The organism is Aliiroseovarius sp. Z3 (assembly GCF_029105185.1).
Lineage (GTDB): Bacteria > Pseudomonadota > Alphaproteobacteria > Rhodobacterales > Rhodobacteraceae > Aliiroseovarius.
This window is the reverse complement of sequence record NZ_JAFMZK010000002.1, coordinates 473965-490195: the sequence shown is the minus strand read 5'-3', so window position 1 is coordinate 490195 and position 16231 is coordinate 473965. Positions and strand designations below refer to the sequence as shown.

Here is a 16231-nt window from a genome sequence, read left to right as displayed (position 1 = left end):
CTTTCTTGCTGCAGCGCCTCCATCTCTCAACCAAACTCCCCCTAAATCTGACAGCGAACATTTCGAGTGTTGGTCTGTTCTTTTCCTATACGACGACAATTCTCAATTAACCGCCCACTGTCGCCTTCTGGAATACACATGACTACCCTAGATTGCATCTCATCGCTTGGCTTAGGTTTAGGCTTGCATCTTATTTTGTTCAATGAGAGCTTGGCCCGCTGGCATCTTGCGACACATCTCATGGATGTTTCGATAGTTTCCATGCAATTTTAGGTTGTGTTTCTCTTCGGTGTAGCCAAAAATTAACCATGAGCCGGAATCAAGCGATCGACTCGCTGCTGAACGAATTGGGACCTATGGCCCCGGCGGGATATTTCGTCGGGCTGCACATTCGTTTTGCCGCACCTCTCTTGACCTTCCAGACCTACTCGCAAGCCTGGTCCGATCACTATACGCGCAATGCTTACGCCCTGCGCGACCCGATGATCGCCTGGGGCATATCGCGCACCGGCGCCACACGCTGGAGCGATATCGACCTGCCCGACCCGTTCGGCATCATGAAAGATGCGGCGCGTCACGGGTTGGTCTGTGGCGTCTGCGTGTCCTGCGGCGAAATTTCGTCGCGGACAGTGGCTGGTTTGGCCCGGGCTGACCGGGAATTCACCGATGAAGAGATCGCCGCGATCAGCGGTGTCGTGCTTCGGCTTCACCATGTTTCACAACCCCCCGATACTTTGACGAAAGCCGAGATCGAAGCACTGCACGTGCTGGCATCCGGCGAACGTTATGCGGCTGGCGCGGTTGTGCTGGGCATATCGGAAAGCGCGCTGAAGGCGCGTCTGTCCTCTGCCCGCAAGAAGTTATTCGCACGCACCTCGGCCGAGGCCATCCAGAGAGCTAAGGACTATCGACTGATCTAGACCCGGCTGTCGCCAGGGCGTGCTTCCCGTTTTTTCAACCAAACTGGAGGATGTCATGCAGACGACCACACTTTCTTTCGCCAATCTACACAACCATGGCGAGTTATTTGCCAATCTACTTCGCGCTAGACGGCAAAGTTTTATCATTCAAAACCGCTGGGATCTTCCCGAAGCGCTGGGGATGGAGTTTGACCAGTACGACACGCCCGCCAGTCGCTGGGTCGCGGTTCACGAGTTCGGCCGGGTTCTGGCAGGCATTCGGCTGACACCGACCACGGCGCGGTGCGGTATCTACACCTACATGATCCGTGATGCGCAGTTGGGACTGTTGGAATCCATCCCGTCAGATCTGCTGTATGACGAAGCCCCTGTCGCTGAAAATGTCTGGGAAAGCAGCCGCGTTTTCGTGGCGCATGACACGCCACAACGTACGCGGCGCTTGGTCCACGCGCACCTGATTTCCGAGATGACGAAATCAGCCCGCGACCTTGGGGCGACCCGTGTTCTGGGACTGATCCCGGCCAGCTGGCCGCGTTGGGCAAAGCGGTTGGGGTTGGACACCAGCGCCGCAGGTCGGGTGATGGAAATCGACAGGATCGACAATCAGGTTGTGTCCATCGACCTGTCGGGCAAATTGCACTGATCGGGCCAATCCCCCGAACCACCCGAAACAAAATTCTGTGATCAGGGCGCGGCAATCGCGCCCTTTTCGCCAAACTGGCAAGGATCAACCGATCATTCAGGTCGCTTGGCAATTCCTCGCCACCGCGGCGCGACCCCCTGCCTCACCCTCTTCAACCCCAACCGTTTGCACCTAAATATGATCCAGAGGCCCGTAAGCCTCGTATCAGGGCTATGTTAAACGAGAGGATGGAACACATGTTGAAGACACTACGTTATACAACCGCAATCGTTGCGCTGTCTGCCTCTGCGGCACTTGCCGGCAGCATGGCGGAACCTGCGCCAGAGCCGACGATCGCCTATGCCCCGGCCCCCTCTGCCACGCCTGATTGGACAGGTGGCTATGTAGGTGCTCAAATCGGCTTTGCCGATGTTGGCACCACTGCCGCTGGGGTCGAAGGCGACGGTGTGATTGGCGGTTTGACCGCCGGCTATGACTTTGACATGGGCAACTGGGTTGCCGGTGTCGGGATTGACTATGACTGGGCGGATGTGGATCTGGCGGGCGCTGCCACGCTTGAAAACGTGCTGCGCGTCAAAGCGCGTGGTGGTTACAAGATGGGCGATGGGCTGCTTTATGCGACCGCTGGTTATGCCAATGCTTACACGGACACGCTGGGTGACAGCGATGGCTACTTCGTCGGTGCAGGTTATGAACAGCGCGTGACCAGCTCGTTCAACGTTGGTGCCGAAGTTCTGTATCACGAGTTCGCGGATTTCAATGGAAGCGGCATTGACGTTGACGCAACCACGATTCAGCTGCGCGGTACGTTCCGCTTCTGAACTTTGGTGCACCCATGACAATAAAATGGCGCACCCATTGGGCGCGCCATTTTTCATTCCAACGCATCGGGTTGATCCGCGACGCTCATTCGGCGGGTTCAGTCCATCCACTCGAACGGGCGCGTAAACTCGCCCAGACAGTGCGCGACCGCTTCGTGATCCACGTCGCCCGTTGCACGCAGCCGTGCCACCAACCCGCGCTTCTTGTCATCGATCACCTCGACCACATGTGCCGAATGGCCAGCATCTTGCAGCGCCTTGTCGTAAACGCGCGTGATTGCCGATTTGCGCAGGTCAGGCTTGAAAACCTTGCCGACGGCAGTCTTTGGCAGTTCATCCAAGATTTCGACGTGCTTCGGCAGGGCAGCTTTTTCGTGGATATGCTTCTTGGCATAATCCATCAATTCGTCGGTCGTGACCGTCGCATCACCAACCAGTTCGACATAAGCACAGGGTAGTTCGCCCGAATAGCTGTCCGGCTGCCCGATCGCACCGACAAACGCCACCGCATCGTGACCGGCCAGCACCTCTTCGATCTCGGCGGGGTCGATATTGTGGCCGCCCCGGATGATCAAGTCCTTGGCACGGCCGGTGATCCACAGATACCCGTCTTCATCCAACCGCCCCAGATCACCTGTGCGCAGATAGGTGCCTTGGGCAAAGAGACCTGTGTTCTTTGCCTCTTCCGTATAGGTGTTGCCTGCAAATACACCGGGATTGGACAGGCAAATCTCGCCCACTTCGTCCACATCATGCTCTTTCAGAACATTGCCGCTTTCGTCACAGGACAGGATTTTAACATCGGTATAGGGGAATGGCACACCAACCGACCCGACTTTCTTATCGCCCGTCGGAGGGTTGCAAGACACAAGGCACGTGGCCTCCGTCAGGCCGTAACCTTCAACGATCGTCACACCTGTTGCCGCAACGAAGCGGTTGTAAAGCTCGATCGGCAGCGGCGCGGAGCCTGAGAACGCGGTCTTCAGCGACGAGACATCCGCATCGACAGGGCGTTGCATCAGGGCCGAAATCGCCGTCGGCACCGTGATCATGAAACTGACCTTGTAGCGTTCGATCAGCTTCCAGAAATTGTCGAACACGCCTTCGCCACGATAGCCCGCGGGCGTGGGGTGGACGAAATGGCTTCCTGCCATCAGGACTGACATCCAGATCACATGCACCGCAAAGACGTGGAACAGTGGCAAGGGGCAGATGATCACATCGTTTTCATCGAACAAAAGGCTCGACCCAAGCCAGCCGTTATAGACCATGCCGGAATACTTGTGTTGCGCCACTTTCGGCGTGCCCGTTGTGCCGCCGGTGTGGAAATAGGCCGCCACGCGGTCCTCGGGCGTATCAGTGAAATCGAGTGTTTTGTTCTGACGCGACATCTCCGCCACGAAATCCAGCACGCGGGCCTTGTGTGTCACCGGGTTCTTGGGGCGCAAGAGCGGCACCAGCCAGCTTTTCGGTGGGCTGAGGTAGCGGTTCAGATCAATCTCAAGCACCGTTTCCACATTCGGCGCCATCGCCACCGATTTCGCGGCAAGCTGTGCAACTTCGGATTTCGGGAAGGATTTCAGCGTGACCAGCACCTTGGCCCCGGTTTCCCGCAAGATGCCTGACACCTGCTCGGCGTCCAGCAGCGGGTTGATCGGGTTGACGATCCCAGCAATGCCAGCGCCCATCAGGGTATATATTGTCTCGTTGCAATTGGGCAGCAGGAAGGCCACCACGTCCTTTTCACCAATCCCCAGCGACCGGAACAGGTTCGCCGCCTGACAGGACCGTTCCAGCACTTGCTGCCATGTCACGGTTTCCTTGGCGTCCGTTGGCCCGGACGTCAGCTGATACGACGCTGCCGGTCGCTCAGGGAATTTCTTCGCCGTCCGTTCCAACATTTGGTACAATGTGACGGGCTTGTCGCGCGCATCCCAACTCATCTCGGCTTCGACCGCATTACGATCTTTCATCGAGCCAAAATCATACATTCTTATTCCTCCCCTGCACCCGCACACCGGGCGGTCGTTTGATCACAAGAATGCGGTCAAAACACCTACCCCGCAAGTGTGACGTGACGTGGCAACTTTGGGTGACGCAAGGGGAGGTTAGCCAGCCGAGAAATGTCAGGCCATGCCTTCGGTGAATTGCAAACGTGCCAGCCGGGCATAAAGCCCATCCTGCGCTACCAGTTCGTCATGGGTGCCTTGTGCCACGATGCGACCTTCGTCAAAGACCACGATGCGATCCGCCTTCTTCACGGTGGCGAGCCGGTGCGCAACGATCAGCGTGGTGCGCCCCTGCGCAAGCTCGTCCACCGCCTGCTGAACCAGACGTTCGCTTTCGGCGTCCAGCGCCGATGTCGCCTCGTCCAGCAGAAGGATCGGCGCATCCCGCAGGATCGCGCGGGCGATGGCGATGCGCTGTTTCTGACCGCCCGACAGCATCACGCCGCGTTCGCCCACATAGGTGTCATAACCTTCGGGCAGCTTTTCCAAGAATTCATCGGCAGCTGCGGCGCGTGCGGCAGCGGCAACCTCGGCATCCGAGGCGTCAGGGCGACCGAAGCGGATGTTTTCGCGCGCAGAGGCTGCGAAAATCACCGCGTCCTGCGGCACCAGTGCCACGTATTTGCGGAAATCGTCGCGACGCATCTGGCGCAGGTCGATGCCGTCCAGCTTCACCGCGCCGCTTTCCGGGTCATAGAACCGCTGGATCAATTGAATGATCGTTGATTTACCTGCCCCGGATGGACCGACCAGAGCCACGGTTTCACCCGGTGCCACGCTCAGCGAAATCCCCTCCAGTGCCGCCTGATTGGGCCTTGCGGGATAGTGGAAGGTGACATCTTCGAATGCAATCTCGCCTTTCGGGCGCGCGGTAATGGCGATCGGGTTGGTGGGATCCTTCACCGCATCCTCGGCATTCAGCAGTTCGACCAGACGCTCTGTGGCACCCGCTGCGCGTTGCAACTCGCTCCAGATTTCAGACAGGGCACCGACCGCGCCCGCCACCATCACTGAATAGATCACGAACTGAACCAGCGCCCCGATCGAGATCGTGCCGCCCGTCACGTCACGCATCCCGATCCACAAGACGCCCACGACGCCCGAGAAGATCAGCGAGATCACGATCACCGTCATCACGGCGCGGGTGCCAATGCGGCGCTTGGCCGAGGCGAAACTCTCTTCGGTCAGCCCCGAGAACTCATCCCGGCTCAGGTCTTCGTGGGTGAAGGCCTGCACGGTCTGGACCGACAACAAGGCCTCGGACGCATTGCCTGAGCTTTTGGCGATCCATTCCTGATTTTCGCGACCCAGCACCCGCAAACGACGGCCCAGAACGATGATCGGCACGATCACAATCGGCACGATCAGCAGCACCAGACCCGTCAGCTTGGCCGAGGTCAGCAGCATCAGGACCAGCCCACCAAGGAAGATGAACACGTTGCGCAGGGCGACAGACACGGACGAGCCGATGACCGACAGGATCAACGTTGTGTCGGTCGTGATCCGGCTCAGCACCTCGCCGGTCATGATGTTTTCATAGAAGGCCGGGCTCATCCCGACGACGCGGTCAAAAACCGCTTTGCGGATGTCGGCCACGACCCGCTCGCCCAACCGCGTCACAAGGTAGTAGCGCAACCCCGTGCCAAGGGCGAGCAAACTGGCGACCACAAGTGCGGCCAAAAAATACTTGTCGAGCAGTTGGGCCGTGGCTTCCCCGAACCCATCCACAACACGGCGCACCGCAATGGGCAGGATCAGCGAGATGCCGGCAGTGAACACCAGCGCGCAGAACGCTGCCAGGATCCACAACCGATAGGGTTGCATGAACGGCCACAACCCGGACAGCGCACCGATACGTTTGGATTTCTCGCGTTCGTCCATTTCGACGCTGGACGCACCTGCCTGTCTTGCCATATGACCCGCTCCTTTCGGGCAGAGATAGCCGGGCAAGGCGCGGCACACAAGCCGAACTGCGGTTCCCGATTGTCGCAAATCAGCAGAGCCGTTACCAATCAACGAAATTTGCAAAGGGCCGACCTTTTAAATGCCCGCTGCTGAATGCTATGATCGGCGGGTCCAGTGGACCGACAAAGGATCGCGCTTCATGTTACTCTTCAACCGCATCCCGGCAGTGGCTGGCCTTGCACTTATACTGGCCCTGACCGCATGTGCGACACCGCAACAACGGTGCATCGCCGGGGCGACTGCCGACTATCGCACGCTGCAGGCCCAGATCAAAACGGCCGAGGCCAACATTGCACGCGGCTATGCGCTGCATCGGCAGTCCATTCCCATCACCAACACGCGCGTGTGCTATGACAGCAAAAAGAAACCATATACCTGCCATCGCACGGCATTTCGCCAGATTGAAACGCCGGTATCCATTGATATTGGCAACGAAAAGGCCAAGTTGGCTCGCTTGAAAAAAATGCTCGCTACAGCGCAGCGCAAAGCCGTTGCCGGCACCAAAGCCTGCCGCCAAACCTATCCTGAATGACCCGGGTCGCGATCGTTCTGGGGGCGGCGGTGCGACCGGACGGATCGCCCTCGCCCGCACTTCTGCGGCGCGCGACAACGGCGGCTGGTCTGTATCTGGACGGGCAGGTCGATCTGATCATTGCATCGGGCGGCGTACCCCGCGCAGGACGCAGCGAGGCGCAGGTGATTTCGGAGATTTGCGAGCAGGCCGGGGTTCCGACAGCCGCCATTGCAATCGAAGATGCGTCAAGTAACACGCTGGAAAACATCAGAAACTCAAAGGATTTTCTACCACCCGCCGCGCAGGTCGTGCTGGTCACAGATCGCTATCACGCGTTTCGCGCGCGGATGACGGCCCGCGAGTTCGGATTGTCCCCCGACAGCATCTCGCCAGCATTGCGTCCAACCAGCTTTGACCGGATCATCCGGGGGTATCTCAGGGAAGTCGCGGCCGTCTCGCTCTATCTCATGCGCCGCGCGCGGCGGTTCATTTTGCGACAGTCACAGTAAGAGACGTTCCGGTATTGCCACTGCCATAGATGCGCACGAACACGGTCGCCCCACCCTGCACCAAGCGCTTTGCCGCCTGCGGATCAATGGAGCCGTTCATCACCATGCGTTCCATGATCTTGCGATTGTTGATTGACCCGAAGAACGGGTCGAACTCGTCGCCGGGTTGGCTGATCCCAAAGCGATGAAAATTGGCGCGATCCTGACGCAGAATCTGCCAGGGCTGGTTCAGCCGTGCGCCGTTGGAATTATAGAGATCAGGCTGACCGATATAGGCCACGTAGGAGCCGATCAGCTCTTGCGCTTTGGCGGTGGTGCCACTCAACGACGCCAGAGCCAACCCGACCGCCATCACGGCAGCCGGCAAACCAAACTGTCGTTTTCGGATCGTTTGCGACATATCGTTTCCCTTTTCCATGCGCCCAACTTGGGGATGTCGATGCGAAGGGTCAATGGCTGGGTTCAGATGCGGGCAACTCTGCCCCAATTATGCAACGCGGCAAGCACGGCGCGCCAGTGTCCTGCCGCGCCGGAATGTTCGATCACTGAGGGTCCGATACCGTCAGACCCAAAAGCCGCCATGCCTGCATACCACCGCGATAGTAGTGGATCTTTTCGGCGGGAAAGCCTGCTTCGATCATCCGCCGCGCGGCGGTGGGCGACTGTCCACACCAATTGCCGTTGCAAAACAAGGCCACGGGCTTGGCACCTTCGCAATCGAACCCGTCAAAATCAATCTCACACCCCAATTCATCAAGACGGTCTGGCGCCTCGTTATACGGAATCGAAATCGCACCGGGGATGGTGCCACCTGCGTGATCCGCCGGCACGCGACTGTCGACCACGATCACTTCGGGGTCTTGAAGCATCTCCAGCAACTCAAGCTCGCCAATCGGCGTCACACCGGGGGCGGGCACCATCGGTTGCACACAAAAGTTGGGGCAAGCGCGCGACGTCCGCGCCCACTCGCCTGTGATCGTGTTGTCCTGATCTGGATTGCGCAGGATTTCGACCGGACCTGACTCGGTCTCGACCGTTACCGAAGCAACATCGGGACGGATATTCACGCCATCTGCCAAACCGGGAGTCGCCAACAGCGCGGCCGCAAGAAAAACGATCTTGAGTTTCATCTGTTTGCCTTTCTGCAAATCTCAGTCAAACGTTTCGAACACGTCATACATGACCGGCTCGAAGCTCTTGCACAGGGTCGCGATCACGCGGTTCCGTTCACGCATCTCATCGGTCCGCAACATCGCCTGAAAATCCTCGCGCCGTTTCCATTGCGAGTAGTTGGCAATCCGCGTCTGTGCGTCGTTGACATGCAGACCGGCGGCCACGAAACCCGGCTGCTTTGAAATGAATTTTTCATAGGCATCGGTCAGCGCATCCAGCAAATCCTGACAGGTGCCGGGCGTCATTTCGAACGTGGTGATAACGGTCTGATAATCGGGGGCTTTGCTGATCTTGGGCATGGCTTCCTCCTGTTGATAAGGAAAGCCTAATGCCTTTCGCGCGCCAGATGAACATCGGATTTGGGGGTGGGCGGAAATGGCTCACCCCCGACCCGGATCAACCGCAGGTCAGTCGAAGTCGAAAATCTCGGACAGGATCGACTTGCGGCGCTTGCGCTTGTACCGTTTCGCATGACGATACTCGTCGTCATCATAGTCGTCGTCATCATCGTATTCACGATACCGCGCCTGACGCGACCGCTTCTTATACCGACGATCCTCGCGATCATCCCGGTGGGCGGAACGAGGCGTATCGGCGGTGACTGGGCCCGGCCGGTTCTGTGGGTCCGCGGCGGCGGGTATGGGCTCCGGGTCCGGCAGCACAACGGCAGGGGTCGCCTTTTCGATGATTTTGTCCAATTCACCCCGATCCAACCAAACGCCCCGGCATTCGGGGCAATAGTCGATCTCGACCCCGTGGCGCTCCGTCATCAAAAGCTCTGTTCCGTCAATCGGACATTTCATGTGCTGGCTCCTCCTGCCTTGCTGATCAATGATGTAGGCATGAAAAAGCGGGCCACAAGTGCCCGCTTTTCTGCCAGTTTCAAGATCGGCAAGTTATCGCGACACATGCACCGCACATGGCGCATGGCGCACAACGCGGGCCGCGGTCGAGCCAAGGAAAAAGTCCGTCAGACCCGGTCGGTGCGAGGCCACCACGATGCAATCCACCCCATGGTGCTTTGCAAAATCCACAATGGCGTGGCCCGCGTGCCCCGACACGACCTTGATGGCGATACCGGTTTCACCCGCCAGTTCCTCGGTCATACGCGCTTCAAGCTCATGCACGTTTTCTTCCAACTGACCTTCTGGCAGGTATTGGGCGACATAGGCTGGTACTTCTTCCATCACGTGCAGGGCGGTGATCTTTGCCCCTTTCTCGGCGATGGCTTTCGCAATACTCAGCGCTTCCTTGGTATCGCGCTCATGATCCAGAGCGATCGGCACGAGGACATTCTTATACATCTCGGTGCTCCTGTGTTTGAGAGTTCCATTTCTCTTTCTGGATACGTTACCCTTCGACCTGCAACCATGACACAGGTCAATTGGTGCCGCACTGCCGCCCAAAGTGCAGCATTCCTTGACAGCAAGGGGCAAGCGGTCTATTTCCGCCCCAACTCCGGGAGTCGTTATGCTTCCGGTCCCATGGCTTATGCCGGGATCGCCCCCTGTCAGCGCGTCGCGCCCACAGGGGCGTTACTGGTTTGAGGTTTGGAATTGCGCAGCCCGCCCTTATCTAGGGACAAACGAAACGGCAAAGGAGCCGAGATATGTTCGAAAGCCTCTCAGATCGCCTGTCTGGCGTCTTTGACCGTCTGACGAAACAGGGTGCGCTGTCTGAAGATGATGTAAAAACCGCCCTGCGCGAGGTGCGTGTGGCCTTGCTTGAGGCTGACGTCTCGCTGCCCGTGGCCCGCGATTTCGTGAAGAAGGTGCAGGAACAGGCGACCGGTCAGGCGGTGACGAAATCGGTCACGCCCGGCCAGCAAGTTGTCAAGATCGTGCATGACGCGCTGGTCGAGGTTCTGACCGGCGAAGGTGAACCCGGTGCGCTAAAGGTCGACAGCCCCCCCGCCCCGATCCTGATGGTCGGTCTGCAAGGGGGTGGTAAGACCACGACGACCGCCAAGCTGGCCAAGCGCCTGACCGAAAAAGAGGGCAAGCGGGTTCTGATGGCCTCGCTCGATATTTATCGCCCTGCTGCGATGGATCAGCTGGCTGTTCTGGGCACACAGATCGGCGTGGACACCCTGCCGATCGTTCCCGGTCAGAAACCCGTCGACATCGCCAAACGCGCCAAGCAGCAGGCGACGATGGGCGGCTATGACGTCTATATGCTGGACACCGCGGGCCGGCTGCATATCGACGAAGTGCTGATGGACGAGGTCGAGCAAGTCTCGAAAGTCGTTACCCCGCGTGAAACGCTTCTGGTCGTTGACGGTCTGACCGGTCAGGTCGCCGTCGAGGTCGCGCAGGAGTTTGACGACAAGGTCGGCATCTCGGGCGTGGTTCTGACCCGCATGGATGGTGACGGACGCGGTGGTGCGGCGCTGTCGATGCGCGCAGTTACCGGCAAGCCGATCAAATTCGTCGGTCTTGGCGAAAAGATGGACGCGCTGGAAACCTTCGAGCCCGACCGGATCGCGGGCCGCATCCTTGGCATGGGCGACATCGTTGCCCTGGTCGAAAAAGCCCAAGAGACCATTGAGGCCGAACAGGCCGAGCGCATGATGAAGCGCTTCCAGAAGGGTCAGTTCAACATGAACGACCTGAAGATGCAGCTGGAACAGATGATCAAGATGGGTGGCATGCAGGGCGTCATGGGCATGATGCCGGGCATGAACAAGATGGCCAAACAGGCCGAAGCTGCCGGTATGGACGACAAGGTGCTGAAACAACAGATCGCCCTGATCCAGTCGATGACCAAACGCGAACGCGCCAACCCGCAGATCCTGCAAGCCAGCCGCAAGAAGCGGATCGCCAAAGGGGCCGGGATGGAAGTGTCCGAACTGAACAAGCTTCTGAAAATGCAGCGCCAGATGGGCGACATGATGAAGAAGATGGGCAAAATGGGCAAAGGCAAGATGCTGAAACAAGCCATGAAGGGCATGTTCGGCAAGGGTGGAATGCCCGATATGGGTGGTATGGACCCGTCGTCGATGGACCCCAAAGCGCTGGAACAAGCGGCGAAAGCCATGGGCGGCAAACTGCCCGGCGGCCTGCCCGGTCTGGGTGGCGGTGGATTGCCCCCCGGCCTATCTGGTTTTGGGAAGAAAAAGTAACATGATCTCGCCCGTAACCCTTCCCTGCCCCGGCGCCCATATCGCCGAAGCTGCCCGCAAGGCACTGCCCGTTCTGCGCACAGAACGGCTGGTGCTACGCGCGCCGGTGCTGGAAGATTTCGCGGTGTTCCAACGGCTGTTCTCGCTGCCCTCAGCGAAATACATGGGACAGACACCGGGTGACGAGGATATCTGGGCACAGTTCACTAACTATTCCGCCGGATGGGTCCTGCGCGGCGATGGCATGTTCACCGTCTGCCATGGCGACACGGTTGTCGGCTTCGTCTTTGCGGGTGTCGAACCGGGCGATCAAGCCATCGAGCTTGGCTTTTTCATTGCACCCGAGGCACAGCGGCAGGGCTTCGCGTTCGAAGCGGCCAAAGCGGCCCTTGGGCATCTGAGGAGCCTCGCGCCAGAGGCCATCGTAAGCTACGTCGATCCGGCCAACACCGCCAGCCAGGCGCTGGTGGCCAAGCTTGGGGGAGTGCAAACAGGAACGCTCGAAGGGGCGCTTGTCTTCAGCTATTCGCCAGAGGTTCAGATATGACCCTGGCGCACAATATCCCCCGTCTGGAAACTGATCGTCTGATCTTGCGCGCGCCTTGCGAAGCAGATGTGGCGTCCGAAGCGGCATTTTTCGCAACGGATGCCTCACGGTTCGTCGGTGGCCCCCTGCGCGAGGATGAGACTTGGCGCATGGTTGCCATGTTGCTCGGGCATTGGGCAATGCGCGGTTATGGCTTCTGGGGTGTCGAGGAAAAGGAAACCGGCGCCTATGTCGGCCATGTCGGCTTGTGGTGCCCGTTGGGCTGGCCAGAGCCGGAAATCGGTTGGACCCTGATGAACAGTGCGACCGGCAAGGGCTATGCGACCGAAGCTGCCTTGGCTGCCCGTCTGCACGCCTATGAGGTGTTGGGCTGGTCCACTGCCATATCGCTTATCGATCTAGAGAACGAAGGAAGCAAGGCCGTTGCCAAACGCCTTGGTGCGCATTTTGAAAAGCACTTCGATCATCCCGGCTTTGGCAAAGTAGAGATCTGGCGTCACCCCGCAGCCGATGCCGATGGCGGAGCGGAGGCTTACGCATGAGCAGTTTGACCCTGACCACTGACCGTCTGATTTTGCGCAAACCTGAACCGCATGATTTTGATGCTTTCGCCGATTTCGTTGCACGGGACCGCTCGAAATGGGTTGGGGGCCCATCAACCCGAGAGGACGCCAAAGAAGGCTTTGCCGAGAACCTGAGCCATTGGGACGAACACGGTTTTGGCTATTTACATGTCGAACGCCGCACAGATGGTGCTGCGCTGGGGCGCGTTGGGCTGCGCAAATCAAACCACCGTCCGGAACCGGAAGTGGCCTATTCGCTCTATGCCGACGAATATGAAGGGCACGGTTATGCAACCGAAGCTGCAATCGCCGTGCGTCACTGGGGGTATCAGGTGTTGGGATTACCCACTCTTGTGTCGTACATCGACCCCGCCAATGTTGCCTCTACCGCCGTGGCCACCCGAATGAACGCCCGCCCGGATGGCATTGCGCCAGGCTGGAATGCCCATCCCGACCTGACGGTTTATCGCCACCCTGCACCGGAGGATTGCTTGTGACCGACGTATCCAGCCGCGCTGCGGACCTTCTGAAAGAACATCGCGAGTCGATTGATCGGCTGGACGCGATCCTTGTCTATACGCTGGGCGAACGCTTCAAGCACACGCAGGCCGTGGGCAAGTTGAAGGCGGAACATGATCTGCCACCCTCGGATCCGGCGCGCGAAGCGCGCCAGATCGAACGTCTGGAAGACTTGGCCACCCGCGCCAATCTGGACCCCGAATTCGCCAAGAAATTCCTGAACTTCATCATTGATGAGGTCATCAGGCATCACAAGAAACACCAAGAATAACCAAATGCCGGGGCCTTCCCCGCAAATAGCTAGAAAAAAAGGAAAACTCTCATGGCTATGAAAATTCGTCTCGCCCGTGGCGGCTCGAAAAAACGTCCCTTCTATCGCGTTGTTGCCACCGACTCGCGCATGCCGCGCGATGGCCGCTTCATCGAAAAGCTGGGCACCTATAACCCGCTTCTGCCGAAAGATTCGGAAGAGCGTGTGAAACTGGACATGGAACGCGTTCAATACTGGCTGGGCCAGGGCGCCCAGCCGTCCGATCGCGTGTCGCGCTTCCTGGAAGCGGCTGGCGTGCTTGAGAAAAAAGAGCGTGCCAACCTGAAGAAAGGTGAGCCGGGCAAGAAAGCTCAGGAGCGCGTGCAGGAAAAAGCCGACAAGGCTGCCGCCGCGGCTGAAGCTGCCGCCGCACCTGCCGAAGAGCCTGCAGAAGAAGCAGCTTCGGAAGAATAATCTTCCAATAGGGTCTGACATGCACACCTTTCCCAAGGCGTTCCAGTCGGATCTTGAAGATCTGATGCGTTGGCGGCGCGATGTGCGCCGCTTTCGCACCGATCCTGTGGGCGAGGCACTCTTGCAAGAGTGCCTCGACGCATTTCTGCTGGCCCCATCTGTTGGGCTGTCAGAACCATGGCGGGTGATCCGCGTGGAAAGCGATGCCGCCCGCAAGGCCGCTCTGGATAATTTCACCGCCGCCAATGATGATGCGCTGCACGGCTATTCCGGTGACAAGGCAAAGCTGTATGCCGGGCTGAAACTGTCGGGGATGCAAAACGCGCCCATCCAGTTGGCCATCTTCAGCGATGAAGCCACCGAAAAGGGTGCAGGGCTTGGGGCGGGCACCATGCCCGAAATGCGTCGTTATTCGGTGGTGTCGGCCATCATGCTGTTTTGGCTGGCGGTGCGCGCCCGTGGACTTGGACTGGGATGGGTGTCGATCCTTGACCCCGACCGGCTGTGTCGCGACCTTGATGTGCCGCCGAACTGGCAGTTGGTCGGTTATTTCTGTCTGGGCTGGCCCGAAACGGTTGACGATAGCCCGGAACTTGAACATGCGGGCTGGGAGGCGCGGCGCGGTGCCCTGCCCATCGAAACGCGCTGACATCCAAGCAGGAGCTGTATCATGGGTTTGCTATTTCGTCCCTTTCGGTTGATCCTGATTGTCGGAGCCGGTTTCTTGGCCGGATTGCTGTTTGAACGAAACGCGATGACGGACCGTTGCCTTGACCGGGGCGGTTCCGTGGATCGGGGCATTTGTGTAGGTGTGAAATGAGCGACGATCGGATTTGCGTGGGCGCGATTGCAGGGGCCTATGGCGTCAAAGGCGAAGTGCGCGTGAAAAGTTTCTGTGCCGATCCCGAAGCCATCGGGGACTACAGCCCGCTTTGGTCGGAAGACGGCAAAAGACAGTTTGCCTTGGTATTGGATCGCCCCATCAAGAACGGGTTCGCCGCCCGGCTGGACGGCGTGCGCACCAGGGAAGAAGCCGACGCTTTGAAGGGCACAAGACTGTTGGCCGATCGCGATGCGCTGCCCACCCTGCCCGACGATGAATATTACCACGCCGACCTGATCGGGCTGACCGTTCTGGACACGGGCGGCCGCGAACTTGGCCGCGTCTCGGCCGTGCACAATCACGGCGCCAGCGATGTGTTAGAGGTGCAGGGGCCCGGCCTGAAAACCGGCGCGCTGCTTCCCTTCACACTCGAGGCTGTGCCGACCGTCGATCTGGCCGCCGGCCGGATCATTGCGGACCCGCCCAAGGGCGTCTTTCCGGAATGACCCCCGGAAAGCCCCATGTCATTGTCCATGCCGGCTTTCATAAGACCGGCACGACAAGCCTTCAGGATTTCCTGAGCCAGAACCGCGCCGCCCTTGCGCCCTATTTCGACTATTACGGCCAGCGCGATTTTCTGAACGCGGGCGCTGCCGCGCGGCTGTATGCACAGCGACCTTTTCCACATCGCCTGTATCTGTTTCGCAAGGCTCTTCGCACGTTCCTGGCCTCAATCCCCGATCACGAGGTTATCATCCTGTCGCGCGAAAGCTTTTCGGGCGGGATGCCGGGGCACCGGATGCTGGGTGGGCGGTTGATCACATCCTATCTTCCCGCCGCCCAGAAACTTGCCCGGACCATCGTGAAAGAACTGCGCCTTCGTTTTGGACCCGGCGTCGCAATCACATTCTTTTACACAACCCGCGAACGCGAGGATTGGCTTCGGTCGGTACACGGGCATCTTCTGCGCTCAATCCGTCTGACCGATGATTACGACACCTTTCGCGGACGGTTTCCGATGGACGTCGCGCCGGTTGAACAAGCGCGGGGTATGGCCGAGGCATTGTCGCCCATCCCGGTCGTGACTGCTGCGCTGGAAGATCACTCGGACGATCCGAACGGATTGGCCACGGCCCTGTTGGATCTTGCGGATGTGCCTGCCTCTGTGCGGGCAGACCTCGCGCCCGCCCCGCATACCAACCGCGGTCAGCGGGAAAAGCTGCGCGCGGCGTTTCTGGCGCTGAACCGCCAGCGCCTGTCAAAACAGGAGTTAAAGGCGCAGAAAGAACGCCTGTTGACCCCCCATCGTCGCACGCCCTGACTTTCCACCCTCATCGAAACCCGGTATGGGAAGCGCCATGACGGACAAACAAAAGCCCT

General features: G+C 59.1%; 21 protein-coding genes. 14 read left to right on the top strand and 7 right to left on the bottom strand.

Annotation, left to right across the window (positions count from 1 at the left end):
* The first annotated feature begins 308 nt into the window (after window positions 1-308).
* From J3R80_RS05365 to J3R80_RS05355, 3 genes are all read left to right on the top strand, one after another.
* Window positions 309-920 (top strand): autoinducer binding domain-containing protein, encoded by a 612-nt coding sequence (locus J3R80_RS05365; protein WP_275392725.1) that lies wholly within the window; start codon window positions 309-311, stop codon window positions 918-920.
* 55 nt (window positions 921-975) lie between these two features.
* Window positions 976-1563, top strand: a complete 588-nt coding sequence (locus J3R80_RS05360; RefSeq protein ID WP_275392724.1) for an acyl-homoserine-lactone synthase — start codon at window positions 976-978, stop codon at window positions 1561-1563.
* A gap of 236 nt (window positions 1564-1799) precedes the next feature.
* Window positions 1800-2384, top strand: a complete 585-nt coding sequence (locus J3R80_RS05355; protein ID WP_275392723.1) for an outer membrane beta-barrel protein — start codon at window positions 1800-1802, stop codon at window positions 2382-2384.
* A gap of 98 nt (window positions 2385-2482) precedes the next feature.
* Here J3R80_RS05355 and J3R80_RS05350 read toward each other — a convergent pair whose 3' ends face one another.
* Together J3R80_RS05350 and J3R80_RS05345 are read right to left on the bottom strand one after the other, a co-directional pair.
* The gene (locus J3R80_RS05350) at window positions 2483-4375 is read right to left on the bottom strand and encodes an acyl-CoA synthetase (RefSeq protein ID WP_275392722.1); all 1893 of its coding nucleotides are present in this window, start codon (window positions 4373-4375) and stop codon (window positions 2483-2485) included.
* A 135-nt stretch (window positions 4376-4510) separates the two neighbouring features.
* Window positions 4511-6307: an ABC transporter transmembrane domain-containing protein gene (locus tag J3R80_RS05345; protein ID WP_275392721.1), complete on the bottom strand. Its 1797-nt coding sequence runs from the start codon at window positions 6305-6307 to the stop codon at window positions 4511-4513.
* Between the two features lie 190 nt (window positions 6308-6497).
* Between J3R80_RS05345 and J3R80_RS05340 the strand changes: the two genes are divergently transcribed.
* Complete coding sequence (locus J3R80_RS05340; protein WP_275392720.1) at window positions 6498-6890, top strand: hypothetical protein; 393 nt, start codon at window positions 6498-6500, stop codon at window positions 6888-6890.
* On the top strand, window positions 6887-7381 hold the full coding sequence (locus J3R80_RS05335; RefSeq protein ID WP_275392719.1) for a YdcF family protein: 495 nt from the start codon (window positions 6887-6889) through the stop codon (window positions 7379-7381). Before J3R80_RS05340 ends, J3R80_RS05335 begins: the two co-directional genes overlap by 4 nt.
* On the opposite strand, the gene J3R80_RS05330 is transcribed toward J3R80_RS05335, so the two are convergent.
* The 5 genes from J3R80_RS05330 to J3R80_RS05310 form a co-directional block, all read right to left on the bottom strand.
* The gene (locus J3R80_RS05330; protein WP_343075815.1) at window positions 7359-7799 is read right to left on the bottom strand and encodes a hypothetical protein; all 441 of its coding nucleotides are present in this window, start codon (window positions 7797-7799) and stop codon (window positions 7359-7361) included. The two genes, J3R80_RS05335 and J3R80_RS05330, sit on opposite strands and share 23 nt — an antisense overlap.
* 124 nt (window positions 7800-7923) lie before the next feature.
* The gene (locus J3R80_RS05325; RefSeq protein WP_275392718.1) at window positions 7924-8511 is read right to left on the bottom strand and encodes a rhodanese-like domain-containing protein; all 588 of its coding nucleotides are present in this window, start codon (window positions 8509-8511) and stop codon (window positions 7924-7926) included.
* A gap of 21 nt (window positions 8512-8532) precedes the next feature.
* On the bottom strand, window positions 8533-8853 hold the full coding sequence (locus tag J3R80_RS05320; protein WP_275392717.1) for an antibiotic biosynthesis monooxygenase family protein: 321 nt from the start codon (window positions 8851-8853) through the stop codon (window positions 8533-8535).
* Window positions 8854-8961: 108 nt separating this feature from the next.
* Window positions 8962-9357 (bottom strand): zf-TFIIB domain-containing protein, encoded by a 396-nt coding sequence (locus J3R80_RS05315; protein WP_275392716.1) that lies wholly within the window; start codon window positions 9355-9357, stop codon window positions 8962-8964.
* Window positions 9358-9450: 93 nt separating this feature from the next.
* Window positions 9451-9858 (bottom strand): universal stress protein, encoded by a 408-nt coding sequence (locus J3R80_RS05310; protein WP_275392715.1) that lies wholly within the window; start codon window positions 9856-9858, stop codon window positions 9451-9453.
* Between the two features lie 305 nt (window positions 9859-10163).
* On the opposite strand from J3R80_RS05310, the gene ffh reads away from it, so the two are divergent.
* From ffh to J3R80_RS05265, 9 genes are all read left to right on the top strand, one after another.
* Window positions 10164-11675, top strand: coding sequence for a signal recognition particle protein (ffh, locus tag J3R80_RS05305; protein ID WP_275392714.1), 1512 nt, complete (start codon window positions 10164-10166; stop codon window positions 11673-11675).
* Between the two features lies 1 nt (window position 11676).
* Window positions 11677-12222, top strand: coding sequence for a GNAT family N-acetyltransferase (locus J3R80_RS05300; protein WP_275392713.1), 546 nt, complete (start codon window positions 11677-11679; stop codon window positions 12220-12222).
* A complete protein-coding gene (locus tag J3R80_RS05295) occupies window positions 12219-12764 on the top strand; it encodes a GNAT family N-acetyltransferase (RefSeq protein WP_275392712.1) in 546 nt (181 codons plus the stop codon). Before J3R80_RS05300 ends, J3R80_RS05295 begins: the two co-directional genes overlap by 4 nt.
* Window positions 12761-13282 (top strand): GNAT family N-acetyltransferase, encoded by a 522-nt coding sequence (locus J3R80_RS05290; RefSeq protein WP_275392711.1) that lies wholly within the window; start codon window positions 12761-12763, stop codon window positions 13280-13282. Before J3R80_RS05295 ends, J3R80_RS05290 begins: the two co-directional genes overlap by 4 nt.
* Complete coding sequence (locus J3R80_RS05285) at window positions 13279-13575, top strand: chorismate mutase (protein WP_275392710.1); 297 nt, start codon at window positions 13279-13281, stop codon at window positions 13573-13575. The genes J3R80_RS05290 and J3R80_RS05285 overlap by 4 nt, the downstream gene beginning before the upstream one ends.
* 51 nt (window positions 13576-13626) lie before the next feature.
* Complete coding sequence (gene rpsP / locus J3R80_RS05280; RefSeq protein ID WP_275392709.1) at window positions 13627-14028, top strand: 30S ribosomal protein S16; 402 nt, start codon at window positions 13627-13629, stop codon at window positions 14026-14028.
* A gap of 19 nt (window positions 14029-14047) precedes the next feature.
* The gene (gene bluB / locus J3R80_RS05275; RefSeq protein WP_275392708.1) at window positions 14048-14677 is read left to right on the top strand and encodes a 5,6-dimethylbenzimidazole synthase; all 630 of its coding nucleotides are present in this window, start codon (window positions 14048-14050) and stop codon (window positions 14675-14677) included.
* 167 nt (window positions 14678-14844) lie between these two features.
* Complete coding sequence (gene rimM / locus J3R80_RS05270; RefSeq protein WP_275392707.1) at window positions 14845-15357, top strand: ribosome maturation factor RimM; 513 nt, start codon at window positions 14845-14847, stop codon at window positions 15355-15357.
* Window positions 15354-16172: a hypothetical protein gene (locus tag J3R80_RS05265; protein ID WP_275392706.1), complete on the top strand. Its 819-nt coding sequence runs from the start codon at window positions 15354-15356 to the stop codon at window positions 16170-16172. Before rimM ends, J3R80_RS05265 begins: the two co-directional genes overlap by 4 nt.
* Window positions 16173-16231: the final 59 nt, after the last annotated feature.

Excerpts from the sequence above, each read along its gene's own strand:
- J3R80_RS05365 (WP_275392725.1), top strand. The coding sequence starts at position 309 with ATGAGCCGGAATCAAGCGATCGACTCGCTGCTGAACGAATTGGGACCT.
- J3R80_RS05360 (WP_275392724.1), top strand. The coding sequence starts at position 976 with ATGCAGACGACCACACTTTCTTTCGCCAATCTACACAACCATGGCGAG.
- J3R80_RS05355 (WP_275392723.1), top strand. The coding sequence starts at position 1,800 with ATGTTGAAGACACTACGTTATACAACCGCAATCGTTGCGCTGTCTGCC.
- J3R80_RS05350 (WP_275392722.1), bottom strand. The coding sequence starts at position 4,375 with ATGTATGATTTTGGCTCGATGAAAGATCGTAATGCGGTCGAAGCCGAG.
- J3R80_RS05345 (WP_275392721.1), bottom strand. The coding sequence starts at position 6,307 with ATGGCAAGACAGGCAGGTGCGTCCAGCGTCGAAATGGACGAACGCGAG.
- J3R80_RS05340 (WP_275392720.1), top strand. The coding sequence starts at position 6,498 with ATGTTACTCTTCAACCGCATCCCGGCAGTGGCTGGCCTTGCACTTATA.
- J3R80_RS05335 (WP_275392719.1), top strand. The coding sequence starts at position 6,887 with ATGACCCGGGTCGCGATCGTTCTGGGGGCGGCGGTGCGACCGGACGGA.
- J3R80_RS05330 (WP_343075815.1), bottom strand. The coding sequence starts at position 7,799 with ATGGAAAAGGGAAACGATATGTCGCAAACGATCCGAAAACGACAGTTT.
- J3R80_RS05325 (WP_275392718.1), bottom strand. The coding sequence starts at position 8,511 with ATGAAACTCAAGATCGTTTTTCTTGCGGCCGCGCTGTTGGCGACTCCC.
- J3R80_RS05320 (WP_275392717.1), bottom strand. The coding sequence starts at position 8,853 with ATGCCCAAGATCAGCAAAGCCCCCGATTATCAGACCGTTATCACCACG.
- J3R80_RS05315 (WP_275392716.1), bottom strand. The coding sequence starts at position 9,357 with ATGAAATGTCCGATTGACGGAACAGAGCTTTTGATGACGGAGCGCCAC.
- J3R80_RS05310 (WP_275392715.1), bottom strand. The coding sequence starts at position 9,858 with ATGTATAAGAATGTCCTCGTGCCGATCGCTCTGGATCATGAGCGCGAT.
- ffh (WP_275392714.1), top strand. The coding sequence starts at position 10,164 with ATGTTCGAAAGCCTCTCAGATCGCCTGTCTGGCGTCTTTGACCGTCTG.
- J3R80_RS05300 (WP_275392713.1), top strand. The coding sequence starts at position 11,677 with ATGATCTCGCCCGTAACCCTTCCCTGCCCCGGCGCCCATATCGCCGAA.
- J3R80_RS05295 (WP_275392712.1), top strand. The coding sequence starts at position 12,219 with ATGACCCTGGCGCACAATATCCCCCGTCTGGAAACTGATCGTCTGATC.
- J3R80_RS05290 (WP_275392711.1), top strand. The coding sequence starts at position 12,761 with ATGAGCAGTTTGACCCTGACCACTGACCGTCTGATTTTGCGCAAACCT.
- rpsP (WP_275392709.1), top strand. The coding sequence starts at position 13,627 with ATGGCTATGAAAATTCGTCTCGCCCGTGGCGGCTCGAAAAAACGTCCC.
- bluB (WP_275392708.1), top strand. The coding sequence starts at position 14,048 with ATGCACACCTTTCCCAAGGCGTTCCAGTCGGATCTTGAAGATCTGATG.
- rimM (WP_275392707.1), top strand. The coding sequence starts at position 14,845 with ATGAGCGACGATCGGATTTGCGTGGGCGCGATTGCAGGGGCCTATGGC.
- J3R80_RS05265 (WP_275392706.1), top strand. The coding sequence starts at position 15,354 with ATGACCCCCGGAAAGCCCCATGTCATTGTCCATGCCGGCTTTCATAAG.